Origin of the sequence: Pararhodobacter sp., from assembly GCF_034676075.1 — a bacterium.
In the GTDB taxonomy this organism is placed as follows: domain Bacteria; phylum Pseudomonadota; class Alphaproteobacteria; order Rhodobacterales; family Rhodobacteraceae; genus Pararhodobacter.
In genome coordinates this window covers 1-23,170 of record NZ_JAUCCQ010000013.1, presented here as the reverse complement: position 1 = coordinate 23,170, position 23,170 = coordinate 1, and the positions used below count along the sequence as shown (strand labels likewise).

General features: G+C 67.4%; 26 protein-coding genes. 16 read left to right on the top strand and 10 right to left on the bottom strand.

The window, feature by feature from the left end; all coding sequences use genetic code 11:
• Nucleotides 1-7: 7 nt before the first annotated feature.
• Nucleotides 8-634 carry a L,D-transpeptidase gene (locus VDQ18_RS06780; protein ID WP_323020224.1) on the bottom strand — a complete coding sequence of 209 codons (627 nt, stop codon included), beginning with the start codon at nucleotides 632-634 and terminating at the stop codon, nucleotides 8-10.
• Nucleotides 635-787: 153 nt separating this feature from the next.
• On the opposite strand from VDQ18_RS06780, the gene VDQ18_RS06775 reads away from it, so the two are divergent.
• On the top strand, nucleotides 788-1,393 hold the full coding sequence (locus tag VDQ18_RS06775; protein ID WP_323020223.1) for a CAP domain-containing protein: 606 nt from the start codon (nucleotides 788-790) through the stop codon (nucleotides 1,391-1,393).
• Here VDQ18_RS06775 and VDQ18_RS06770 read toward each other — a convergent pair.
• Both VDQ18_RS06770 and VDQ18_RS06765 read right to left on the bottom strand, forming a co-directional pair.
• Nucleotides 1,390-1,887, bottom strand: a complete 498-nt coding sequence (locus VDQ18_RS06770) for a L,D-transpeptidase family protein (protein WP_323020222.1) — start codon at nucleotides 1,885-1,887, stop codon at nucleotides 1,390-1,392. The two genes, VDQ18_RS06775 and VDQ18_RS06770, sit on opposite strands and share 4 nt — an antisense overlap.
• Entirely contained in the window at nucleotides 1,884-2,330 is a 447-nt protein-coding gene (locus tag VDQ18_RS06765) for an NUDIX hydrolase (protein WP_323020221.1), read from the bottom strand. The genes VDQ18_RS06770 and VDQ18_RS06765 overlap by 4 nt, the downstream gene beginning before the upstream one ends.
• A 117-nt stretch (nucleotides 2,331-2,447) precedes the next feature.
• Here VDQ18_RS06765 and VDQ18_RS06760 point away from each other — a divergent pair, with 117 nt between their 5' ends.
• From VDQ18_RS06760 to VDQ18_RS06725, 8 genes are all read left to right on the top strand, one after another.
• Entirely contained in the window at nucleotides 2,448-3,440 is a 993-nt protein-coding gene (locus VDQ18_RS06760) for an Hsp33 family molecular chaperone HslO (RefSeq protein ID WP_323020220.1), read from the top strand.
• A complete protein-coding gene (locus tag VDQ18_RS06755; RefSeq protein ID WP_323020219.1) occupies nucleotides 3,424-4,023 on the top strand; it encodes a CoA pyrophosphatase in 600 nt (199 codons plus the stop codon). The genes VDQ18_RS06760 and VDQ18_RS06755 overlap by 17 nt, the downstream gene beginning before the upstream one ends.
• On the top strand, nucleotides 4,020-5,171 hold the full coding sequence (locus tag VDQ18_RS06750; RefSeq protein WP_323020218.1) for a CCA tRNA nucleotidyltransferase: 1,152 nt from the start codon (nucleotides 4,020-4,022) through the stop codon (nucleotides 5,169-5,171). The genes VDQ18_RS06755 and VDQ18_RS06750 overlap by 4 nt, the downstream gene beginning before the upstream one ends.
• A gap of 47 nt (nucleotides 5,172-5,218) precedes the next feature.
• Nucleotides 5,219-7,063 carry an ABC transporter ATP-binding protein gene (locus VDQ18_RS06745; RefSeq protein ID WP_323020217.1) on the top strand — a complete coding sequence of 615 codons (1,845 nt, stop codon included), beginning with the start codon at nucleotides 5,219-5,221 and terminating at the stop codon, nucleotides 7,061-7,063.
• 85 nt (nucleotides 7,064-7,148) lie between these two features.
• Entirely contained in the window at nucleotides 7,149-8,984 is a 1,836-nt protein-coding gene (locus tag VDQ18_RS06740; RefSeq protein WP_323020216.1) for an ABC transporter ATP-binding protein, read from the top strand.
• Nucleotides 8,985-9,404: a glyoxalase gene (locus VDQ18_RS06735; protein WP_323020215.1), complete on the top strand. Its 420-nt coding sequence runs from the start codon at nucleotides 8,985-8,987 to the stop codon at nucleotides 9,402-9,404.
• The gene (locus VDQ18_RS06730; protein ID WP_323020214.1) at nucleotides 9,401-10,618 is read left to right on the top strand and encodes a class I SAM-dependent RNA methyltransferase; all 1,218 of its coding nucleotides are present in this window, start codon (nucleotides 9,401-9,403) and stop codon (nucleotides 10,616-10,618) included. Before VDQ18_RS06735 ends, VDQ18_RS06730 begins: the two co-directional genes overlap by 4 nt.
• A gap of 16 nt (nucleotides 10,619-10,634) precedes the next feature.
• On the top strand, nucleotides 10,635-11,408 hold the full coding sequence (locus VDQ18_RS06725) for an ion transporter (RefSeq protein WP_323020213.1): 774 nt from the start codon (nucleotides 10,635-10,637) through the stop codon (nucleotides 11,406-11,408).
• A gap of 12 nt (nucleotides 11,409-11,420) precedes the next feature.
• On the opposite strand, the gene VDQ18_RS06720 is transcribed toward VDQ18_RS06725, so the two are convergent.
• Entirely contained in the window at nucleotides 11,421-12,695 is a 1,275-nt protein-coding gene (locus tag VDQ18_RS06720; RefSeq protein WP_323020212.1) for a fused response regulator/phosphatase, read from the bottom strand.
• Between the two features lie 146 nt (nucleotides 12,696-12,841).
• Between VDQ18_RS06720 and VDQ18_RS06715 the strand changes: the two genes are divergently transcribed.
• The gene (locus VDQ18_RS06715; RefSeq protein WP_323020211.1) at nucleotides 12,842-13,168 is read left to right on the top strand and encodes an Hpt domain-containing protein; all 327 of its coding nucleotides are present in this window, start codon (nucleotides 12,842-12,844) and stop codon (nucleotides 13,166-13,168) included.
• Nucleotides 13,169-13,197: 29 nt separating this feature from the next.
• Here VDQ18_RS06715 and ilvA read toward each other — a convergent pair whose 3' ends face one another.
• A complete protein-coding gene (ilvA, locus tag VDQ18_RS06710) occupies nucleotides 13,198-14,445 on the bottom strand; it encodes a threonine ammonia-lyase IlvA (protein WP_323020210.1) in 1,248 nt (415 codons plus the stop codon).
• A 113-nt stretch (nucleotides 14,446-14,558) separates the two neighbouring features.
• Between ilvA and VDQ18_RS06705 the strand changes: the two genes are divergently transcribed.
• A complete protein-coding gene (locus VDQ18_RS06705; RefSeq protein WP_323020209.1) occupies nucleotides 14,559-15,755 on the top strand; it encodes an alpha/beta hydrolase in 1,197 nt (398 codons plus the stop codon).
• Here VDQ18_RS06705 and VDQ18_RS06700 read toward each other — a convergent pair.
• Together VDQ18_RS06700 and VDQ18_RS06695 are read right to left on the bottom strand one after the other, a co-directional pair.
• Nucleotides 15,752-16,399, bottom strand: coding sequence for a Smr/MutS family protein (locus VDQ18_RS06700; RefSeq protein ID WP_323020208.1), 648 nt, complete (start codon nucleotides 16,397-16,399; stop codon nucleotides 15,752-15,754). The genes VDQ18_RS06705 and VDQ18_RS06700 overlap by 4 nt on opposite strands.
• Nucleotides 16,400-16,414: 15 nt before the next feature.
• A complete protein-coding gene (locus VDQ18_RS06695) occupies nucleotides 16,415-17,083 on the bottom strand; it encodes a Tim44/TimA family putative adaptor protein (protein ID WP_323020207.1) in 669 nt (222 codons plus the stop codon).
• Nucleotides 17,084-17,234: 151 nt separating this feature from the next.
• Here VDQ18_RS06695 and VDQ18_RS06690 point away from each other — a divergent pair, with 151 nt between their 5' ends.
• The 4 genes from VDQ18_RS06690 to VDQ18_RS06675 all read left to right on the top strand — a co-directional run bounded on the left by VDQ18_RS06690 (nucleotide 17,235) and on the right by VDQ18_RS06675 (nucleotide 19,678).
• Nucleotides 17,235-17,675, top strand: coding sequence for an FxsA family protein (locus tag VDQ18_RS06690; protein WP_323020206.1), 441 nt, complete (start codon nucleotides 17,235-17,237; stop codon nucleotides 17,673-17,675).
• Between the two features lie 58 nt (nucleotides 17,676-17,733).
• Nucleotides 17,734-18,240, top strand: a complete 507-nt coding sequence (gene secB, locus VDQ18_RS06685) for a protein-export chaperone SecB (RefSeq protein ID WP_323020205.1) — start codon at nucleotides 17,734-17,736, stop codon at nucleotides 18,238-18,240.
• A gap of 111 nt (nucleotides 18,241-18,351) precedes the next feature.
• Nucleotides 18,352-19,026, top strand: coding sequence for a hypothetical protein (locus VDQ18_RS06680; protein WP_323020204.1), 675 nt, complete (start codon nucleotides 18,352-18,354; stop codon nucleotides 19,024-19,026).
• 52 nt (nucleotides 19,027-19,078) lie between these two features.
• On the top strand, nucleotides 19,079-19,678 hold the full coding sequence (locus tag VDQ18_RS06675) for an HD family hydrolase (RefSeq protein ID WP_323020203.1): 600 nt from the start codon (nucleotides 19,079-19,081) through the stop codon (nucleotides 19,676-19,678).
• Nucleotides 19,679-19,681: 3 nt separating this feature from the next.
• Here VDQ18_RS06675 and VDQ18_RS06670 read toward each other — a convergent pair whose 3' ends face one another.
• Together VDQ18_RS06670 and VDQ18_RS06665 are read right to left on the bottom strand one after the other, a co-directional pair.
• Nucleotides 19,682-20,107 (bottom strand): thioesterase family protein, encoded by a 426-nt coding sequence (locus VDQ18_RS06670; RefSeq protein ID WP_323020202.1) that lies wholly within the window; start codon nucleotides 20,105-20,107, stop codon nucleotides 19,682-19,684.
• Complete coding sequence (locus tag VDQ18_RS06665) at nucleotides 20,100-20,852, bottom strand: hypothetical protein (RefSeq protein ID WP_323020201.1); 753 nt, start codon at nucleotides 20,850-20,852, stop codon at nucleotides 20,100-20,102. Before VDQ18_RS06665 ends, VDQ18_RS06670 begins: the two co-directional genes overlap by 8 nt.
• Before the next feature lie 138 nt (nucleotides 20,853-20,990).
• Between VDQ18_RS06665 and VDQ18_RS06660 the strand changes: the two genes are divergently transcribed.
• Entirely contained in the window at nucleotides 20,991-22,223 is a 1,233-nt protein-coding gene (locus tag VDQ18_RS06660; protein ID WP_323020200.1) for an argininosuccinate synthase, read from the top strand.
• Here the strand turns inward: VDQ18_RS06660 and VDQ18_RS06655 are convergent.
• Nucleotides 22,220-22,783 carry a GNAT family N-acetyltransferase gene (locus tag VDQ18_RS06655; protein WP_323014036.1) on the bottom strand — a complete coding sequence of 188 codons (564 nt, stop codon included), beginning with the start codon at nucleotides 22,781-22,783 and terminating at the stop codon, nucleotides 22,220-22,222. The genes VDQ18_RS06660 and VDQ18_RS06655 overlap by 4 nt on opposite strands.
• Nucleotides 22,784-23,170: the final 387 nt, after the last annotated feature.

Here is a 23,170-nt window from a genome sequence, read left to right as displayed (position 1 = left end):
GATGTCGTCAAATTAGCAACACCTGTGTTCCGACCTGCGCGAAGGAATAAAGCTGTGCAATATGTTCATTGTAGAGGCCGATGCAGCCACTCGAGGAGCGCCGCCCGATCTTGCGCGTGTCATGGGTTCCATGCACCCGATAGGCCGGCCAGCCGAGGTAGAGCGCATGCGTGCCAAGCGGGTTGTCCGGGCCCGGTCCGACATAGCGCGGCCAGTCGGGATAGCGCGCCAGCATGTCCGCCGTGGGCCGCCAGTCGGGGCCGAGGACCTTCTGCACCACCTCGGTCCGGCCGCGGCGGGTCAGCTCGTCCGTCATCGGCACCGACGAGGGGTAAAGGCGATAGGTCCGCCCGTCCTCGGACCAGAAATGCACGCAGCGGCTGATCGTATCGGCCAGGATCGCGCCCTTGCGCAGGCTGTCGAAGTGATCGCGCCATTCCATCGTGCGGAAGCTGGAGGCGTTGCGCCGCGTCGTCTCGCGCACGTCCTCTTCCATCTGGGTGGAGTTCTGCAGCGCGCTGGGGGGCGGCGCCGATTGCGCCATGACCGAGGGCGCGGCGAGCGCGCCGCCAAAGGCGGCGGATGTCGCAAGAAAGCCCCGGCGGCTGAACCGCGGGAAAAGATCGCTGGGCATGAAACTGCTCGACTGCTTGGTGTTCTTTTTTTTGCCATGCTACGCGAAAAACCGCGTTCTCGCAACGCAGAGCGCAGGGCGCCCCGGCCAGTGCCGTTGAGTTTTTGGCAGAATTTCGCTATGGCTGAAGGATCGAAGCAGTCAGAGACAAAAATGTCCGAACTCGACCTTTCCCTCCTCGCCGCGTTTTCCGCGGCGGCCGCGCTGGCCGCCTGCTCGTCCGCGCCGCCCGAAACCGCCATGCGGCTGGGCACCGACGGCCGCCCGATGCCGGTGGTCTACCGGATCACCCCGGGCGATGCGACCCAGGTGCAGGCGCGGATGCGCGACGCGCTGAACACGGTGCGCCAGCAGCAGGGCCTGCCGGGCGTCGAGTTCAGCCAGGACCTGACCACCGCCGCCGCCACCCATGCCCGCGACATGTCGGTGCAGGTGCGGCCCTGGCATTTCGGCTCGGACGGGTCCTCGCCGATCGACCGGGTGCGGCGCGTCGGCTACACCGGCTATTTCCTGGGCGAGGCGGTGTCCGAGACCTATGAGACCGAGATCGAGACGCTGACCGCCTGGCTGTCGCAGGAGGACACGCGCAGCATCTTGCTGGACGCCCGTGCCCTCGATCTGGGCTTTGCCTGGTATCAGGAAGCGAATGGCAAGATCTGGTGGTGCCTGACCACCGGCGCGCCTGCGGTTCCGGCCGGTGCCTCGCAGCAGATCGCCCAGCAGGCGCCGGTTGCCGATACGCGGCCCAACCGCTCCTAAGCGGTCAGGACGATCCGGGTCCCGTCGCGGACCATGGCGTAGATCTCTTCGATCTGGCGATTCGTCACGGCGATGCAGCCATCCGTCCAGTCGCCCCGCCGGTAGCGGCTGAAGCGGCTGCGCGTGCCGGTGCCGTGGATGAAGATATCGCCGCCGGGATCCACCCCCGCCGCCTGCGCCCGCGCCAGATCCGCCGCATTGGGGTAATCTATTCCCAGGGACAGGTGGAAGGCGCTGGCCGGGTTGCGCCGGTCGATGCGGTATTCCCCCTCGGGCGTGCGGGAATCGCCCTGTTGCTGCTTGTGACCCAGAGGATTGGCGCCGAGCGCGATGTCGTAGCTGCGAAGGCGGGTCGCGCCGGACCACAGCTCCATCCGCCGTTCGGATTTGAGGACCCGCACCTCGGTCACCTCGGGCCCGTCATAGTCGCGAAACTGCGGGCCGCGGGCGCAGGCCGCCAGCGCCAGCAGCAGGAAGGTCCGCCGCGGGATCATGCCAGCCCCCGGATCACGCGCCGCAGATAAGCGGCGTCGCCCGCGTTGCCGACCCTGTCTGCGGCGTCTTGCGGCGCCATCCATTGCGCGCTGTGGCCGGGTTCGGTCGGCGGGCCCAGCCGCCGCACGGGCCGCGCCAGGAAGATATGGCAGAGCTTCTCGGCCCAGATGTCGTATTCCGGCATGAAGGTGAAGCGCCGGAAGGCCCCCAGCCGCCGCGCCCCGCCGATGCGCCAGCCGGTTTCCTCATAGACCTCGCGGTGCAGGGCCTGGATCGGTGATTCGCCGGGGTCGATGCCGCCGCCCGGCAGCTGGAACTCCGGCCAGGGCTCCTGCTGATGGGTCAGCAGCACCCGCCCGTCGCGCCAGAGCACCGCATAGGCGCCCGGCCTCAGCCGGTAGCGCTGCCCGCTTTCGCGCGGGTCGCCGTATCGCGGGATCATGCCCGTCTCCTTGTTGTCTGCCCGAGGGACGCGCGAATCGCTTTGCCCCTTGGCCCCAGGAAAAGGATTCCTATATGACGGCCTTAAAACCAAGCCCCATGATGTGAAGGTTTCCTGATGACTCTCGGTGCGCAAATCGCCTGGGACGATACCGTCCTGCCGTTCCAGCTGGACAAGGCCGACGTGCGCGGCCGAGTCGCCCGTGTGGACGGTGTCCTCGATACGGTGCTCTCGCAGCACCGCTACCCGGCCCCGATCGAGGATCTGGTGGCCGAGGCCGTCCTGTTGACCGCCATGATCGGCCAGACGCTGAAACTGCGCTGGCGCCTCTCGCTGCAGGTGCGCGGCAAGGGCGCGGCGCGGCTGATCGCGACCGATTACTACGCCCCCACCGCCGATGGCGCCCCCGCGCGGATCCGCGCCTGGGCCAGCTTCGACAGCGAACGCCTCAGCCTGACGGACCGCGGGTTCGATCAGATCGGCGAGGGCTATCTGGCGATCATCATCGACCAGGGCGAGGGCATGCAGCCCTATCAGGGCATCACCCCGATCGCCGGCCAGTCGCTGAGCGATTGCGCCGAGGCCTATTTCGCGCAATCCGAGCAACTGCCGACCCGTTTCTCGACCGCGCATGGCCGCAATCAGATGGCCGGTCAGGCCGAACACTGGCGCGCCGGCGGCGTGATGCTGCAGCACATGCCCAAGGCCAGCCCCTATGCCCAGGGCGGCGCGACGGGCGACAACGGTCTGCTGCATGCGCGCGATCTGGTCTCGGGCGACGATGCCGAGAACTGGAGCCGGGTGAACATCCTGCTCGACACGGTCGAGGAGCTGGAGCTGATCGGCCCGTCGGTGCAGCCGACCGACCTGCTGCTGCGGCTTTTCAACGAGGAAGAGCCACGGGTCTACGATGCCCAGCGCATCGAATTCGGCTGCTCGTGTTCCGAGGACAAGGTGCGTCAGTCGCTGTCGATCTATTCGGCCAAGGACATCGGCCACATGACCACGCCCGAGGGCACGGTCACGGCCGATTGCCAATTCTGCGGGGCGCATTACGTTCTCGACCCGAAGACCGTGGGGTTCGAGGCGAATAATGGCGGCAAGGACTGAGATCATCGAGCATCTGCGGGACGCGCTGAACCGCGACGGCCCGCAATCCTCGGATTTCGACCTGAACCCGCAGTTTCGCCCCACGGGGCTGAAACTGCGGCCCGCCGCCGTACTGATCGCCCTGGCTGAAAAGCCGGGCGGTTGGCACGTGATCCTGACCAAGCGCGCCTCGACCCTGAAGCACCACCCGGGGCAGATCGCCTTTCCGGGCGGCAAGGTCGATCCCGGTGACGCCGGACCCGAAGCCGCCGCCCTGCGCGAGGCGCAGGAGGAAGTCGGGCTCGACCCCGCCCGGGTGCGGGTGCTGGGCGCGATGCCGGTGCATGAGACCGTCACCGGCTTTCGCGTGACCCCCTTTGTTGGCGTCATCGACGGGGATTTCACCCCGGTGCCCGAGGCGGGCGAGGTCGAGGAAGCCTTCTTCGTGCCGCTGGCCCATCTGATGGATGAAGGCGCCTATTCGGTGCAGCGCCGCCGCTGGCTGGGCCAGTGGCGCAGCTATTACACCGTGCCCTGGGGCCCCTATTACATCTGGGGCGCGACGGCGCGGATGCTCCGGGCGCTGGCGGCGCGCGCGGCATGAAGGTCAGCGGCGCCTGGCTCGACAATCCCGGCACCCAGGCGGTGATGGGAATGCTGACCGGCGCCGGATTTCACGCGCTCGCAGTCGGTGGCTGCGTACGCAACGCCCTGCTGGGCGTGCCGGTCGCGGATGTGGACATCGCCACCGATGCGCTGCCCGAAACCGTCTCTATGCTTGCCGAAAAGGCCGGGTTGAAGGCGGTGCCGACCGGCATTGCCCATGGAACCGTGACTGTGGTCGCGGAGGGCGAGGGCTATGAGGTCACCACCTTCCGCCACGACGAGGAAAGTTTCGGCCGTCACGCCCGGGTGTCCTTCGGCGCCTCGCTGCAACAGGATGCGGCCCGGCGCGATTTCACCATGAACGCGCTTTATGCCCAGGCGGACGGCACGCTAATCGACCCCTTGGGCGGGCTGCCGGACCTACAGGCCCGGCGGCTGCGCTTCGTCGGCGATCCCCAGGCGCGGATCACCGAGGATTACCTGCGCATCCTGCGCTTCTTCCGTTTCCATGCCCAATACGGCGACCCCGAGCAGGGTCTGGACCCCGAGGCGCTGGCCGCCTGCGCCGAGCATTCGGCCATGTTAGAGACGCTTTCGCGCGAACGGGTGACGGCCGAGCTGAAGAAACTGCTCGCCGCCGCCGACCCCGCGCCCGCCGTCGCCGCCATGGCGCTATCGGGGGTGCTGCTGCCTGTCCTGCCCGGCGCTCAGCCGCAGGCGCTGCCGGTGCTGGTGCATCTGGAAGGGGACAAGCCGGGCGGCTGGCTGCGCAGGCTGGCGGTGCTGACGGGCGACGTGGAAACGCTGCGCCTGTCCAAGGCCGAGATCCGCGATTTCGGCAAGGTCAGAGACGCTTTTTCCGGCATGGACACGCCCGCCGCGCTGGGCTGGCGGCTGGGCTGGCGGCTGGGCTGCGACGCGCTGCTGGGCCGGGCGGCACTGCTGGAAACACCCCCTGCCCCGGGCTGGCAGGCCGAGGTGATGCGCGGCGCGCAGGCCGATTTCCCGCTGAAACCCAAGGACCTGATGCCGGTGCTGCTGGGTCCCGATCTGGGCCGGGCGCTGGCTCGGGCGCAGGAGCATTGGCTGGCCCAGGATCTGAAACCCGACCGCGCACAGCTTCTTGCGCTTCTGGGGCTGGCCTGATCCCCCACTCCGCCCTAGATTGCCTTCACAGGTGAAGGATTGGCGGATTGTTCAGATTTTTTGAAAACCTGGTGGATCCCTATGCCGCCTATCCCGAGGACGACACACCGCCGCGCCGCCTGTGGTCGTTCCTGGGCGTCTACATGCGCCCGTTCCGCAAGGTCTTTGCCGTAACCGGCCTGTTCTCGGTCATCGTCGCAGCGATGGAGATCGGGCTGCTCGGCTATCTCGGCCGGCTGGTCGACCTGTTCGAACAGGCGGGCCCGGCCGAATTCTGGGCCGAGCACGGGACCGAGATGATCCTCGCCGCGCTGTTCCTGTTGTTCCTCAGGCCGGTGTTGCAGCTGGTCACCGTCGCGCTCCTGAACAACGCGATCATCCCCAATTTCGGCACGCTGATCCGCTGGCGCTCGCATCGCCATGTGCTGCGCCAGTCGGTCGGCTGGTTCGAGAACGATTTCGCCGGGCGCATCGCCAACCGGATCATGCAGACCCCGCCCGCCGCCGGCGAGGCCGTGTTCCAGATCTTCGACGCGCTGGGCTATTCCGTCGCCTATATCGTCGGCGCCGGCGTGCTGCTGGCCGGCGCCGATCCGCAGCTGGTGATCCCGCTGCTGATCTGGCTGGTGCTGTACGGCACGCTGCTGCGCTGGACGATCAAGCGGGTCGGCCCCGCGTCCGAGGCCGCGTCGGACGCCCGCAGCGCCATCACCGGGCGGGTGGTCGATGCCTATTCCAACATCCATTCGGTCAAGCTGTTCGCCCAGAACGACCATGAAACCGCCTATGCCAAGGAAGCCATCCAGAAGGCCCGCGAGACCATGCAGGCGGAGATGCGGATCTTCACCACGATGGAATTCTGGCTGGTCACGCTGAACGGCTTCCTGATCGTCGCCGTGGTCGGCTGGGCGATCTGGCTCTGGTCGGTCGGCTCGGCCAGCGTCGGCATCGTCGCCGCCGCCTCGGCGCTGGTGCTGAGGCTCAACGCCATGACCGGCTGGATCATGTGGGCGGTCAGTTCCTTCTTCCGAAGCCTGGGCGTGGTGGCCGAGGGGATGGATACCATCGCCCAGCCGATCACCCTGACCGACGCACCCGGAGCCAAGGCGCTGGCGTTCAAGGACGGCGAGATCCGGTTCGAGGGCGTCAGCCACCATTACGGCCGGGGCTCCGGCGGGCTGGACCGCATCGACCTGACCATCCGCCCGGGCGAGAAGCTGGGGCTGGTGGGGCGCTCGGGCTCGGGCAAATCGACCCTCGTCAAGCTGCTCTTGCGGTTCTACGACCCCGAGAGCGGGCGCATCCTGATCGACGGGCAGGACGTGACGCAGGTCACGCAGGACAGTTTGCGGGCGCAGATCGGCATGGTCCAGCAGGACACCGCGCTGCTGCATCGCACAGTGCGGGAGAACATTCTCTACGGCCGCAGCGGCGCCGACGAGGCGCTTATGCTGGAGGCCGCGCGGCGGGCCGAGGCCGAGGAATTCATCGGCGGGTTGGCCGATGCCGAGGGGCGGCAGGGCTATGACGCGCGGGTCGGCGAAAGGGGCGTGAAATTGTCGGGCGGGCAGCGGCAACGGATCGCCATCGCCCGGGTGATCCTGAAGGACGCGCCGATCCTGGTGCTGGACGAAGCGACGAGCGCGCTGGACAGCGAGGTCGAGGCCTCGATCCAGGAGACGCTCTACGGGATGATGGAGGGCAAGACGGTGATCGCCATCGCCCACCGGCTGTCGACCATCGCCCGCATGGACCGGATCGTGGTGCTGGACGACGGCCATATCGCCGAAGAGGGGACGCATGCCGAGCTGCTGGCCCGCGGCGGGCTTTACGCAAGGTTCTGGGAGCGGCAATCGGGCGGGTTCATCGGCACCGAGGACGCCGCGGAATGAGACCGGGTATCGGGGGGCCAGCCCCCCGAACCCCCCGGGATATTTGAAGAACAAAGATGAGGGCGCGGCTTTGCGCGCAATTTGAATGGCATTGTCTAATCTGATCCGGCCCTTCACCCCCGCCGAGGGCGAGCCGCCGCGCAGCCTGTGGTCCTTCTGCCGCTGGGCGCTGAAGGGCGCCTGGCCGGGGATCTGGCTGGCGACGGTGATCTCGGCCGCGGGGGGCGTGACCGAGGTCGTCTCGGCCTGGGTCATGGGTCAGGTGGTGGATGCGGCCGTCGCCGGGGGCGCGGTGGATTTCGTGGCGCAGAACTGGCCGATGCTGGTGTTCTTCGCCGCCTTCTTCCTGCTGCTGCGGCCGCTGGCCTTCGGCCTGAACTCGGCCGCGAACTTCCTGCTGATCGCGCCGAACATCGACCCCCTGGTCCTGTCGCGGCTGAACCGCTGGACCATGGGGCAGGACATCGTCTATTTCGACAACGATTTCGCCGGGCGGATCGCGCAGAAGCAGATCCAGACGGCGCGCGCCCTGACCGAGGTGGTGAGCGAGAGCATCAACACCGTGGCTTTCGCGCTGTCCTCGGTGATCGGCTCGGTGGCGCTGATGGCCGCGATCGACTGGCGGCTGGGGGTCGGGCTGCTGGTCTGGGCGGTGGGCTATCTGCTGCTGATCCGGCTTTTCATGCCCTATATCCGCAGCCGCGCCGGGGCACGGGCCGGGGCGCGGGCCATGGTCACCGGGCAGGTCGTCGACACGATCACCAACATCCGCACCGTGAAGCTGTTCGCCCATGCAAGGTTCGAGGACCGCAACGCGCTGGACGCCATGGGCCGGTATCGCGAGCGGGTGATGGCCTACGGGCGCGTTTCCGCAACCTTCCGCATCTGTCTCATGCTGGTGGCGGGGCTCTTGCCGGTGGCGCTGGTCGGCGGGACGCTGGCGCTGTGGTCGGCGGGCGAGGCCTCGACCGGGGCCATCGTCGCCGCCGGGACCGTGGCGATCCGGCTGGCGCAGATGACCGGCTGGGTCAGTTTCACGCTGATGGGGATCTACGCCAATATCGGCGAGGTCGAGGACGGGATGCGGACGCTCGCCGTGCCGCATGCGCTGGTCGACGCGCCCGACGCGGCCGAGCTGCCGCCGGTACTGGGCGAAGTGCATTTCGACGGGGTGAGCTTTGCCTATGGTCGCCGCTCGGGCGGGGTGGAGAAGCTGGATCTGAAGATCGCGCCGGGGGAACGGATCGGCATCGTCGGCCATTCGGGGGCGGGGAAATCGACCCTCGTCTCGCTGCTTTTGCGGCTCTATGACACCGAAAAGGGCGCGGTCCGCATCGACGGGATCGACGTGAAGACCGTGACGCAGGAGAGCCTGCGCCGCCAGATCGGCATGGTCACGCAGGACACGGCGATGTTCAACCGCTCGGCCCGCGACAACATCCGCTACGGGCGGCCCGATGCCTCGGAGGCCGAGGTCGAGGCCGCCGCCCGCGCCGCCGAGGCGCATGAGTTCATCCTGGCGCTGACCGACAATGCCGGGCGCAAGGGCTATGACGCGCAGCTGGGCGAGCGCGGGGTGCGGCTGTCGGGCGGGCAGCGGCAGCGGATAGCCCTGGCGCGCGCCTTCCTCAAGGACGCGCCGATTCTGGTGCTGGACGAGGCGACCTCGGCGCTGGACAGCGAGGTCGAGGCCTCGATCCAGAGCACGCTGGCCGAGGTCATGGCGGGCAAGACCGTGCTGGCCATCGCCCACCGGCTGAGCACCATTGCGCGCATGGACCGGATCATCGTGCTTGACGAGGGGCGCATCGTCGAAGAAGGCACGCATGCGGAGCTTTTGGCGCGCGAGGGTCGCTATGCGCGCTATTGGGCGCGGCAATCGGGCGGCTTTCTGGGCGTCGACGAGGATGAAGAGGCGTGAATGGATCTGGAAACCATCGGGGCGGCTGACTTCGGGCGCAGCCTGACGGGGCTGGGGCTGAACCTGCTGTGCCGCGATGTACGGGGCATGGCCGGGTTTCTGGAAGGGGTCTTCGGACTGGGGGTCCACCGGCTTTCCAATGATTTCGCGCTGGTCCGGCATGGGGCGGTGCTGATCCAGCTGCATTCGGACGGGACCTTCGCCCGGCATCCGCTGCATGACCTGCTGCCGGAGAGCCCGCCACGGGGGGCCGGGGTGCAGCTGTATCTCTTCGGAATCGACCCCGACACTGCGGTTTTGCGCGCGGAAGACCACGGCGGGATGGTGATCGAGCCCCCCGCCAACAAGCCGCATGGCTTGCGCGAGGCGGCGATCCTGTCGCCCGAGGGGTATGCCTTCAGCCCGGCGGTGCCGGCATGAGCGTGATCGATCGGCTGAACCTGCGGGGCGAGGGCGTGGCCCCCGGGCTGGTGGTGGCGCGTGCGCTGCCGGGCGAGGAGGTGGGCGGCGAGGCCGTGGATGGCCGGATCGCGCAACCGAAGATCCTGACGCCCTCGCCCGACCGGGTGGCGGCGCCCTGCCGGCACTACAAGGCCTGCGGCGGCTGTGCGCTGCAACATGCCTCGGATGCCTTTGTCGAGACCTGGAAGACCGGCGTCGTCCGGCAGGCACTGGCCGGTCAGGGGCTGGAGGCACCGTTTCGCGACACGCTGACCTCGCCTGCCGGGACACGCAGGCGGGCGACGCTGGCCGGGCGGCGGCTGAAATCGGGTGCATTGGTCGGGTTCCACGGGCGGGCCAGCGACACGGTGACGGCGATCCCCGGTTGCACGCTGTTGGACCCGGCGCTGGTCGCGGTAATCCCGGCGCTGGAGGCGCTGGTGACCGAGGGCGGCTCGCGGAAGGGCGAGGTGCGGCTGACTGTGACCCGCTATGCCGAGGGGGTCGAGGTCTCGGTCGACGAGGGCAAGCCGCTCGACCGGGCACTCAGGCTGGCCCTGCCGCAGATCGCCGGGGCGCATCGGCTGGCGCGGCTGGTCTGGAACGGCGAGGTGCTGTTGCAGGAGGCGCCGCCGAGCCTGACGATGGGCCGGGCCCGCGTCTCACCCCCGCCCGGCGCCTTCCTGCAGGCCACGCCGCAGGGCGAGGCGGCGCTGAAAGCCGCGGTGATCGAGGCGGTAGGCGGCGCGAAACAGGTGGTGGACCTGTTCGCCGGATGCGGCACCTTCGCGCTGCCGCTGGCGGAGACCGCCGAGGTGCACGCGGTCGAGGGGGCTGCGCCGATGCTGGCGGCGCTGGACCTGGGCTGGCGCAACGCGACGGGTCTGAAACGGGTCACGACCGAGGCGCGCGACCTCTTCCGCCGCCCGCTGATGCCCGATGAACTGAAGCGCTTCGACGCCGCGGTCATCGACCCGCCGCGCGCCGGGGCCGAGGCGCAGGTGGCAGAACTGGCGCAGGCGGCGGTGCCGGTCATCGCCCATGTGTCCTGCAGTCCGGTCACCTTTGCCCGCGACGCGAGGGTGCTGGTCGGCGCCGGCTACCGGCTGGATTGGGTGCAGGTGGTGGACCAGTTCCGCTGGTCGGCGCATGTCGAGCTTGTGGCGCGGTTCTCGCGGGCCCATATGGCGTAAAAACCATGGGGTTATCATGTCCTTGAACGAACGCATCCTGGCGTTTCTCGACAGTCCTGCCGTGCGCAACGGCATCATCGCGGTGATCCTCCTGAACGCCGTCGTGCTGGGGATGGAGACCTCGGACAGCATCATGGCCTCGTTCGGGCCGCTGATCGTGGCGATCGACACGGCCTGCCTTGCGGTCTTCGTGGTCGAATTGACCTTGAAACTGGTGGCGCTGCGGCTGTCGTTCTTCCGCTCGGGCTGGAACCTGTTCGATTTCGTCATCGTCGGCATCGCCATCGTGCCGGGGGCCGGGAATTTCAGCGTGTTGCGGGCGCTCAGGGTGCTCAGGCTCCTGCGCGTGATCTCGGTCGCGCCGGCGCTGCGCCGGGTGGTCGAGGGCTTCGTGCGGGCGATCCCCGGCATGGGCTCGGTCATCCTGCTGATGGGGATGATCTTCTACATCTCGGCGGTGCTGGCGACGCAGCTGTTCGGCACGGGCTTCCCGGAATGGTTCGGCGATCTCGGCGCCTCGACCTATTCGCTGTTCCAGATCATGACGCTGGAAAGCTGGTCGATGGGCATCGTCCGCCCGGTGATGGAGGTCTATCCCTATGCCTGGGCCTTCTTCGTGCCGTTCATCCTGGTCACCACCTTCGCGGTGGTGAACCTGCTGGTCGGCCTGATCGTCAATTCGATGCAGGACGCGCATAACGAGGAAAGCGACGCCCGCACCGACGAATACCGCGACGAGGTGCTGACGCGGCTGCGGGCCATCGAGGCCCGGCTGGAGCGCAACGAGTAAGGGCCGCAGCCGTCAGGCGCCGTATTCGTAGACCGCGCAGCTCATGTCGTCGGGGAAATCCTCGGACCCGTGCCAGCGCGAGAGTTCCCACATCAGGGCATCCAGCAGGCGGGTGCCCTTCAGGTCGCCGAGATTGCGCAGGATCTCGGCCAGCCCCTCCTGCCCCAGCTCGACGCCGTCGGGATTGGGGCATTCGGTGATGCCGTCGGACAGGATCAGCAGCCTTTCGCCGGGCTCGAGCCGGGTTTCGAAGCCGGTATAGGTGGCCTCGTCCAGCAGGCCCACGGGCAGACCGCCCTCGCCCAGCAGGCTGATCGAGCCGTCGCGGTGCTGGATGACCGGATAGGGATGGCCCGCCTGCACCATGCGGATATGGCCGTTGGTGCGGTTGATCTCGGCATAGGCGAGGGTGGCGTAGCGTTCGGTCTGGATCTCCGACAGCATGAGCCGGTTCATCGCCGCCGCAACCTCGGCCGGGGGGCGGCCGACGGGACCGTCGGGGCCGATGGTCACGGCGATGTTCTGGTCGGGCGTGGCGCCCGACAGCAGGCCGTAGAGCCGCGCGGTCAGCAGCGCCGAGGTCACGCCATGGCCCGAGACGTCGATGCCGTAAAGCCCGGTCACGCCCGGCGAGACCTCGAAGAAACCGACCATATCGCCGCCGACATGCCCCGAGGAGCGCAGGATCAGACTGACCTCCCCCTCCTCGTAGCGGTGGAAGCGTTCGCGCAGCAGCGATTGCTGGAGGTTCCGCGCCTCGACCAGATCGCGGTCCAGCGCGGCATAGAGGTTGCGCAGCCGGTCCAGCGTTTCGCTCAGCAGGGCGTTGTTGCCGCGCAGGGCGCGTTCCATGGCCAGCACCCGCTCGCCGGCGTTGATGCGGGCCCGCAACTCGCCCTGATCGAGCGGCTTGGTCAGGAAATCGTCGGCGCCGACGTCCAGCCCTTCGGCCACCGCGCCCTTGTCGGATTTCGAGGTCAGCAGGATGAAATAGACGTAGCGGTCGCTGGGCAGGGCCCGCAGCGCGCGGCAGAACTCGATCCCGGTCATCCCCGGCATCATCCAGTCCGACAGCACCAGGTCGATGTTCTGGCGGCTGCACAGCTCCAGCGCCTTGGCGCCGCAATCGGCATGATGCACGATGAATCCATGCCCGCGAAGACCGGCTTCGACAATCATGCGCTGGGCGCGCGAATCATCGACGATCAGAACATGCCTGATTGCCCTCTCGGACGACGCAATACGCGCAGTCGGGGCATCGGCCGAGGGGAACGCAATAGAAGACACAGGGCACCTTGGATAGCCGTTGCGCCAGTTGAGCCGCAAATTGATTAACAACTATTAAACCGCCAGTTGTTTTTCTACTCTTTTCGGCGTTAGGATTTCACTCAAAGGTTGATACCCACACTCAGACGATCGAATGGAGACAGGCCATGATCGATTGGAATCAGGTTGATGAGTTGCGTTCCGACATGGGCGACGCTTTTGGCGAGGTCGTCGAGGTTTTCCTGCAGGAAGTCGATGACGCCTTGCTGCGCCTGAGCCAGCAGGAGGTGGGGCCTGACATGGCCGCCGATCTTCATTTCCTGAAGGGGGCCGCGCTGAATCTGGGCTTCTCCAGCTTTGCCGCGCTCTGCGCCGAGGGCGAAACGCTGGCCAATGGCGGCCGGGCCGAGCAGATCAATCTGGCCCGCGTCCTCGGCAGCTATCGCGACTCGCGGGATGCGTTCCTGTCAGGACTGGCCCGCCGCGCCGCCTGAGTCGTTCGCCGGGACGCACCAATCCCCGCTCAAAGCAGGAAATTGGCCAGCGTCTCGTCGATCGTCACATCGCGGAAATCGAAACCGGCTGTTTCCATCCGCGCAAAGAGGCTGCGGATGTTCTCGGCGCGCGTCGTCTCGATCCCGATCAGGACGGTGCCGAAGTTGCGCGCCGATTTCTTGAGGTACTCGAAGCGGGCGATGTCGTCCTCGGGCCCGAGGATCTCGAGGAAATCCCTGAGCGCACCGGGCCGCTGCGGCAGGCGCAGGATAAAATACTTCTTGGTCCCGGCGAAGCGCATGGCGCGTTCCTTGACCTCGGGCAGACGCTCGAAGTCGAAATTCCCGCCCGAGGTCAGGCAAACCACGGTCTTGCCGCGGATCTGGTCCTGAAGATCGGGCAGCGCGTCGATCGACAGCGCCCCCGCGGGTTCCAGAACGATCCCCTCGACGTTCAGCATCTCCAGCATCGTCACGCAGATCCGGTCCTCGGGCGCGAGCAGCACCTGCGAGGGGTCGGCGTCCTTCAGCGTGGCGAAGGGCCGCGCGCCGATCCGGGCCACGGCCGCGCCATCGACGAAACTGTCGACGCGGGGCAGCGTCACCGGCTCACCGGCCTTCAGCGCGGCGGTCAGGCTGGGGCCGCCCAGCGGCTCGACATAGCGGAAGGCCGGCGGGGCGCCCAGCGCCTCGAAATAGCGCTTCACCCCGGCGGCCAGCCCGCCGCCACCCACCGGCAGCACCAGCATGTCGGGCGCGCGGCCTAGCTGGTCCATGATCTCGACCCCGACACTGGCCTGCCCCTCGATCACATCATCGTCATCGAAGGGGGACAGGAAATGCGCCCCCACCTCGGCGCAGAAGGCCTGCGCGGCGGCCAGCGACTGGTCGAAGTAATCCCCGGTCAGCCGGATCTCGACCTGATCGCCGCCGAAGATGCGGGTCTTGTCGATCTTCTGCCGCGGCGTCGTCACCGGCATGAAGATCACGCCGCGCCGCCCGAAATGCTTGCAGGCATAGGCCACGCCCTGCGCGTGGTTCCCGGCCGAGGCACAGACGAAGACCTCCTGCTCCGGGGTGTCGTCCAGCACCCGGCGCATGGCGTTGAAGGCGCCGCGGATCTTGTAGCTGCGCACCGGCGTCAGATCCTCGCGCTTGAGCCAGATCTCGGCCCCGAAGCGGTTGGACAGATGGTCGTTGCGCTGCAGGGGCGTCGGCTCGAAGAGCTGGCGCAACTGGTCGGCGGCGGTGCGGGCAGAGGTGAGGATATCGCGCATGTCCCCCCTTACTGTGCAACCCCTGCCACGGCCAAGCGAGAAGTGAACCGCCCCCGATGACGCGCTGCCGCCGCTCGTGTATCAAGGCGTGACGCCTCCTGCTGGACGACCCGATGCGCCGTTTCCTGCCTGCCCTTCTGCTGCTGCTGCTTGCTGCCTGTCAGGTGCGAGAGCAGGTCGATTTTCTGCAAACCCCCGGTGTCGGCAATGCCTTGCGGCCGGTTCTGGTGGGCACGACGCGCGGCGCCGACCCGAATCAGCCGGTCCCGGGGTGGGAGCGCAATCCGCAGGTCACCTATGGCCGCTATGTCGTCTCGATCCCGCCGGACCGCGAGATCGGCACCATTCCCCGCCAGCGCCCGCGGCAGGTCGCCGATCCCGAGCGGCATTTCATGCTGGCGGAATCGGTGCAGGAGACGCCCGCGGAATTCGTCGCAGCGCTGCGCGCCGAACTCGCGCAGCAGCCCAGCAACCAGCACGAGGCCGTGGTCTTCATCCACGGCTTCAACACCGCCTTCATCGAGGGGGTCTACCGCACCGCGCAGCTGGATTACGACCTGCGCATCCCGGGTGTGATGCTGCATTATTCCTGGCCCTCGCTGGGGGCGCCGCTGGCCTATGCCCATGACCGCGACAGCGCGCTCTTCGCCCGGGACGGGCTGATCGACATGCTGCATCAGGTCCGGCAGGCGGGGCCGCGGCGCATCATCCTGATGGCGCATTCCATGGGCTCGCATCTGCTGATGGAGACCCTGCGCCAGATGGCGCTGACCCGCGATCCGACGCTGCGCCAGATCGGCGGGGTGATCCTGATCTCGCCCGATGTGGATGTCGAACTCTTCCGCCAGCAGGTGCGCACCATCGGCACCCTGCCCGAGCCCTTCCTGATCATCACCTCGCAGCGCGACCGCATCCTGGCGCTGTCGGCCAGCCTGACCGGCGAACGCTCGCGGCTGGGCAACCTGCCCGATGCCACCGCGGTCGAGGGGCTGGGCGTCACGCTGGTCGATGTCAGCGCCTTCGGTCAGGGCGCCGGGCATTTCACCGCCGGGTCCTCGCCCGCGCTGATCGGCCTTCTGGACCAGATGAACGCGCTGAACGTGGCGCTGGGGTCCGAGAACGCAGGCTCGGTGCCGCTGCTGCCCGCCACGATCCTGACGCTGCAGAGCACGACCGAGGTGATCCTGACCCCCTTCACCGAGATTTCGGGCGAGGTCACCGGCAACAACCGCAACCCGCGGGCGGTCATGCCCTGGTGGCTGCGCAACTTCGTCGCCGGGGGTCACGTGCCGCCGGAGGCCGCGCGCTAACGGCGCTTGCGCAGATAGATGTAATAGGCGCCGGTCCCGCCGTGGCTGCGGTGGGCCTCGCGCACCTCCATCACCAAGGCGTTGAGGGGCGGCAGCCGCAGCCAGTGCGGGACCTCATGCTTGAGGATCCCGGCGCGGGCGGGCATCGGCGCGAAATGGTCGGGGCCGGGCTTGCGCCCCTTGCCGGTGATGACCAGCACCAGCCTGAGCCCGCGGGCATGGGCCGAGATGAGAAAGCCGTTCAGCGCCGAATGCGCCTCGGCCACCGTCATGCCGTGCAGGTCGATGCGGGATTCGGGGTCCAGCTTGCCGCGGGTCATGCTGCGGTGGAGGTTGCGGTCCATCCGCACCGGCTCGCGCGCAAGCCGCTCGCTGACCGTTTCGGCCAGATCCAGCCGCACGGGCGGCGGGCTGGCACGCCCGCTCAGCGCCGCGGGCGGGATCGGCAGGGTGCGCGGCGGGGCCTCGCCCTTGCCCTTGGCGGGTGGGGCGGGCGGATCGGAAAACGGCGCCCTGGGGTCAGGCGCCGTTGCAGGGGGGCTGGGTTCGTCGGGCAGCTCGCCTGACAGGCTGAGCCGCCGGGCGCTGCGCGCCACACGCTGCCAGAGCTCGCGCTCGTCGTCAGTCAGGCGGCGGCGCGGCACGGCGCGGACCCGGGATCAGTCGCCGGTGGCGACAAGCCGCCAGTTGGGATTGTCCGAACCCATGGTGCGGGCGAAGGTCCAGATGTCACGCTCCTGCTTCACGCGGTTGGCGTCACCCTCGACGATATTGCCCTCGCGGTCGCGCACCACCGAGGTGATCTCGCCCACGAAGCGCACGCTCAGCTCGGCCTCGCGCGTGGCGGGGTTGAAGCGGGCATCCGACACGGCGATCTCGCGCAGGCCGACGAAGCTGGCCTCGACCGTCAAGCCCTCGCGCTCGCGGTGCTGGACCACCTCGTCGAAGCTTTCGAACACGTCCCGCGACAGCAGCGGCACCAGATCGTCCAGCTCGCCGCGTTCAAAGCCCATGAGGATCATCTCATAGGCGCCGCGCGCACCGCCCAGGAATTCCGTCAGGTTGAACGAGGGCTCGGCCCGCTTCATCGCCGCCAGCGCCTCGGCCGCCGGGGAGTTGGCGGGAACGTGATCGGTGATGTCGTGATCTTCGCCACCCTCGATTACCTCGAAGCCGCTTTTCGCCCGGGGACCGGGCGCGGCGGGGCCGGGCATCGGCTCGGGCGGGCGCTCGTAGCCTTCGCGCGTTCCCAGCACGTTGCGCAGCTTCAGGATCAGGAAAACGGCGATGCCGGCGAGAACCAGAAGTTGTATCACAGCGGAATCCATCATGTCCTCGGGGGCGTGCGGCCTTGGTTTCATACGTTCGTTGCTTATGTAGGGTGCGCTGGCCCCCGTGTCTACCGCACCGGACGCCGCATGACGCCTTGGTCACAGAAAGGGGCCTTGGACACAGAAAAGGGATATCCGCTTGCCTGTCTTGCTGCTTTTCATCCTGATGCCGCTGATCGAGATCGCGCTCTTCATCGCGGTCGGCGGACAGATCGGCGTCGCCGCGACGCTGGCACTGATCGTGCTGTCGACGCTGGCGGGTTTCGCCATCCTTCGGGGACAGCAGACGCGGGCCCTGGCGATGATGCAGGGCGGCCTCAGGGTCCAGCCCGGCACCTTCCTGGCCGAGGGCGCCTTTCGCACCCTGTCGGGCATTCTGTTGATCCTGCCGGGCTTCCTGACCGATGCCCTTGGCCTGGTGCTGCTGTTCCCGCCCCTGCAGCGCGCCATCGTCCGCGGCATCGGCGCGCGGGCCGGCGTCGTCTCGGTGCGGACCTGGCAGCAGGACGACGTGGTCGAGGGCGATTATACCGTGCGCGAGCCCGATCCGCTGGGCCCTGAGCGCCGTCTGGACGATGCGCGGCATTGAGGCGACAGGACTCTGCTGCTAGAACCCCGACAAACAACAGGTCAAGCAGGAGAGTCTAATGGCCGCTACTGGCAACGGCGCCGATCCGCAGGGGGCTGCCGCCCCGGGCGCGCAGCCGCAGGTGAAATTCCAGGTTCTGGCGCAGTTCGTCCGCGACCTGTCCTTCGAGAACGCGGTCGTCCGCGGCGCAGGCGTGATGCCGCAGGGCCAGCCCGACATTCAGGTGCAGGTCAGCCTCGACGCGAAGAAGCGCGAGACCGACGGGCATTACGAGGTGATCTCGAAATACAAGGTCGAGTCCAAGATCAAGGACACCGGCCAGACGCTCTATCTGGTCGAACTGGAATACGGCGGCATCTTCCTGATCGAGGGTCTGCCGCAGGACCAGATGCACCCCTTCCTGCTGATCGAATGCCCGCGGATCGTCTTCCCCTTCGCCCGCCGCATCATCGCCGATGTGACGCGCGACGGTGGCTTCCCGCCGCTGAACCTGGACATGATCGATTTCATGGGCATGTACCGCCAGCAGCTGACGCGCCAGCAGGCCCCGGCACCGCAGGCCTGAGCCCGCACCACAAGCCTGGATACGGCCGGACCTTTGGGTCCGGCCGTTGCCGTTTCAGGGTTTCTTAACCTTTGTCTCGCAAGGTGTCGGGGAAACCGAGGACGTGCCCCGATGCAGGACCATACCGACACGATCAACCCGGAGGCCGGGCTTCCCCCGGTTGACGCCGCAGAACGGATCCACCGCAACCGGCAGGATCGGCTGGAGCGGCAGGCACGCGTGGGCATCCTGCGCAATCCCAAATCCCCGCCGCGTCCACCCGCCCGCCGTGCGGCGCTGATGGGCCGCTGGCCGAAGCTGCGCAGCTCGCGCCGTCCCCGCGACAGCGCGGTTGAAGAAGCCGCGCAGGCCGTCGTCACCAGGCTGGTGCCGGTGGCCGAGGGGGCGCGCGGCCCCCTGCCCGTCCGCCGCGACGCCGAGGGGCGCGTGCAATCCATCGACCTGGCGGGGCTGATGGCCTCGGTCGACGGCCTGGGTTCCGCGACGCCGATCCGCACGCCCTTCGCCGCCTCGATCCGCGCCGACGGGACCGAGGCCGAGGCGCCGCCGCCCGCCCCCGCGAAAGCCGCGATCCTGACTCCCGCGGCCTGGATCGACGATCACGACGACCCGGTCGAGGATCAGGATGCCCTGGGTCAGGCCTTCCGCGACGCCGCCGAGCCGCCGGTTGCCGACGCAGCCCCCTCCCCGCGCCGTCGCGGGCTCTGGATCGTCGGTCTGGGGGTGCTGATCGCGCTGACCGTGCTGGTCATCCTGCCCGCCACCGGGGTTCTGCACGCGACTTGAGCCCGCCCCGCGGTTTCGCTATCGACGGAACCGAAGCGACGCGGGGATCGGGATGAAACAGGCACGCGCCTGGCAACGGATGCTTTCAGGCCGCAGGCTGGACCTGCTGGACCCGACTCCGCTGGATATCGAGCTGGAAGACATCGCCCACGGACTGGCCTTCGTGGCGCGCTGGAACGGGCAGACCACCGGCGACTGGCCCTATTCCGTGGCCGAACATTCCCTGCTGGTGGAAACCCTGGTCACGCGGCTGGACCCCGGTTTCGCCCCGCGCTGGCGGCTGGCCGCGTTGCTGCATGACGCGCCCGAATACGTGATCGGCGACATGATCTCGCCGGTGAAAGCCGCGGTCGGGCCCGGCTATGGCGCGCTGGACGCGCGGCTGACGGCGGCGATCCACCTGCGCTTCGGCCTGCCCGCCGAGATCCCGAAAACCGTGAAACGCCTGATCAAGCGCGCCGATACGCTGAGCGCCTGGCTGGAAGCCACGCAGATCGCCGGTTTCACCCGGGCCGAGGCGGACAAATACTTCGGCCGCCCCTCGCCCGAGGTCGCCGGGCTGACCATCCTTCCCCGGCCCCCGGCCGAGGTACGGGCCGAGTACATCGCCCGCCACGCCGAGCTGCTGCGCCTGATCGACGCCCGGCGCTGAGCGCTAGTCGGTCAGATGGGGCGCCAGCCTTGTGCGCACCGCCTCGGGCATCGGCGCCGAGGCGCGGGTCTTCGGATCGAAGAACACCTCGGTCAGGTCATAGGTCGCGTGCAGCGCGCCGGTCTCGGCATGGATCATCCGCAGGTGGAAGGTCATCGACCGACCGCCCAGCCGCTTGACCGCGCCGTCGATGACGAACCCGTCCCCGGCCTTCAACTCCTTGATGAAATTGGTTTCCGCCTTGGCCGAAACGATATGCACGCCGTGCTCCTCCAGCATCCAGGAAATCGGGATCCCCAGCGCGGTATAGAGGAAGAACGAGGCGTCATCGAAGAAGGGCGCGTAATGGCGCACGTTCATGTGGCCGAAGATGTCGTGGTGCCAGGGATGCACCACGCCGCGCAGAAGTTCCGGTCGTCCGTCAGGCATTGAGCTCTCGTTTCTCGATGTAGTGACCATAGAGGGTGGTCAGGATGCTGGCGCCGACCAGGAAGACCAGCCATTGCGTCACGGCCGACCAGATCAGCGCCAGCGGGACACTGGCCTGCGCCAGCGCCGGGATCAGTGCGTCAAGCGCCCATCCCGCCAGCAGCGAGGCCAGCGCCAGCGTGATGAAGGCCGCGCCGCTGGTCCCGGTCTGATACCAGGCCTCGCGCAGGGTCAACGGCCGCTCGATGGCTGCCCCCGGCAGCACCGGCGACAGGCGGTAGAAGACATAGATCGCGGGCAGCAGGGTCACGACGAAGGCGACCAGCCCGGCCACCAGCCCCGGCGAGGCCGCGTCGGCCCCGGCACCCAGCAGCGGGAAGACCACCAGCCCGGCGATCAGCATCAGCGGGATGAACAGCAGCGCGATGATCAGCCCCAGCACGAAACCTGCCTTGAAATATCCCCAGATCGCCGCACCGTTCCAGGCGGGCAGGAAGGCACCCGGCGCCTCCTCGAGCAGGATGAACCGGTGCCAGGCCACCACCACCCAGAGGCCGACGATGATCCGCGCCACGTCCAGCACGATTGCCGCGACCGACGGCGCCGCCCCCGCCTCGGGCGTGGCCCCCAGGCTGAGGGTCAGCGCCACCATCACCGCCAGCGCCACGCCGCCGATGCGCAGCGCCTGACCCAGATTGCCCAGAACCATGCGCACGGCATGGATGAAGATCGCCAGTCCCTGCATCGGGCCCCCTTTCGTTCGCCGCCAGTCTTCCCGCCGCGTCCGGGCGTGTCAATCTCGGCCCCTCGCGGTGCAGCGGGTGTTGCGCCCATCCGGCAAAGCCTGTAGCGAAGGCGCGGTCCATCCCGTGGGAGAATGCTCATGTCCGCGCCCAAGAAAGTCGTGCTGGCCTATTCTGGCGGGCTCGATACCTCGATCATCCTGAAATGGCTGCAAACCGAATACGGCTGCGAGGTGGTGACCTTCACCGCCGACCTCGGCCAGGGTGAAGAGCTTGAGCCGGCGCGCGAAAAGGCGCTGATGCTGGGGATCAAGGAAGAGAACATCCATATCGTCGACGTGCGCGAGGAATTCGTGCGCGACTTCGTCTTCCCGATGTTCCGCGCCAACGCGGTCTATGAGGGCCTCTACCTGCTGGGCACCTCGATTGCCCGGCCGCTGATCTCCAAGCACCTCGTCGATCTGGCGCACAAGCACGGCGCCGATGCCGTGGCCCATGGCGCCACCGGCAAGGGCAACGATCAGGTGCGGTTCGAGCTGTCGGCGCTGGCGCTCGACCCCTCGATCCAGGTGATCGCGCCCTGGCGGATCTGGGATCTGACCAGCCGCACCCGCCTGCTGGAATTCGCCGAGCAGAACCAGATCCCGATTGCCAAGAACAAGCGCGGCGAAGCGCCCTTCTCGGTCGATGCGAACCTGCTGCACACCTCGTCCGAGGGCACGGTGCTGGAGGATCCGGGCGTCGAGGCCCCCGATTACGTCGCCCAGCGCATCGTCGCCGTCGAGGATGCGCCGAACGAGCCCGAATTCATCGAAGTGACCTTCGAGCAGGGCGACGCGGTGGCGATCAACGGCGAGGCGATGTCGCCGGCCACGATCCTGACCGCGCTGAACGAATACGGCGCCAAGCACGGCATCGGCATGCTGGACTTCGTGGAAAACCGCTTCGTCGGCATGAAGTCGCGCGGCGTCTACGAGACCCCCGGCGGCACGATCCTGCTGGAAGCCCATCGCGGCATCGAGCAGATCACGCTGGATGCGGGCGCCGGGCACCTGAAGGATTCGATCATGCCGCGCTATGCCGAGCTGATCTACAACGGTTTCTGGTTCTCGCCCGAGCGCGAGGCGCTGCAGGCCCTGATCGACAAGACGCAGGAGCATGTCACCGGCACCGTGAAGCTGAAGCTCTACAAGGGCGTGGCGCGGACCGTGGCGCGGTGGTCGGATCACTCGCTCTATTCCGAGAAACACGTGACCTTCGAGGAAGACGCGGGCGCCTACGACCAGAAGGACGCCGCCGGCTTCATCCGCCTGAACGCGCTGCGCCTGAAACTCATCGCGACGCGGAACGCCCGGGTGGCGGGGAAGGGCTAACCAGAGCGCTCCCGCATCGCGAGGATGGACTCCACCGGGTAGATCATTTTCGGATGCGGGAGCTCTGCGTAGGTTGAAAAGCCAATGCTCTCATAGAAGGCGGTTGTCTTTGCGTTCAGCGACTGCAAGGTGACCGCGTAGAATCCTACGATTTCGGCCACCTGCGCCACCTTCTCGAAGGCATCTTGCAAAAGAAAGGTGCCTAACCCAGCGTTCTGAACCTGACGGTCAACTGCAAGGAAGCCAATGTTGATCGCGGGAAATGCCGTGTAGGTCGCGAGGTAGCTGCTTTTCTCTCGCCTTGTGTCCGGAACAGAGTCTGACCCCACCTGAAGTGCGTAGTATCCTATGCACTTCGCATCACCTGAGAGGTGCGCGACAAAGACTGCTTGCTCGCGCCGCCGCGCGCATTTGTTGGCTTTGTTCTTCAGGAAGCGATTGAGCGCGCCATTGCCGCAATCAAAGCGGTTAAGCACATGCCCGCTTGCTATCGGTTCCACCACTATCTTTGATAGATCCAGTGGGTCGGGCTTCGTCTTGCTGCTGCCGAACGGCTTCATACTGTCTACGCATTTCAATCATCTTCGCGTTCGGTCCACCGCTCTGGCGCGAAAGAGCTCGCACGTAGTCGCTCGCTTCACGCTGCGAGTGAAACTTGGCTTTTCCGTTAACACGCGCAAGCTTGTTCCACCAACGCGCAAAAGCATCGATCGACATGGTCGTCACCTTCCTTGCACTTCACGTTGTACACGACTGTTGCCAGCTTGTGAATCCGTCACATCGACGAACAGCGCAACGCCATCAATATGGTTGCTCAAGAGTTTGGTCTGTAGATGCTAACGTGCTTTTTGTGAGTGTGGTTCCTGTCTCGAGAAAAACGGGCCGTCCCTTTGGGGCGGCCCGTTCGCTTTGGGAGTGCTGCTTACGAGGTCGTCAGGTCAGGAGGG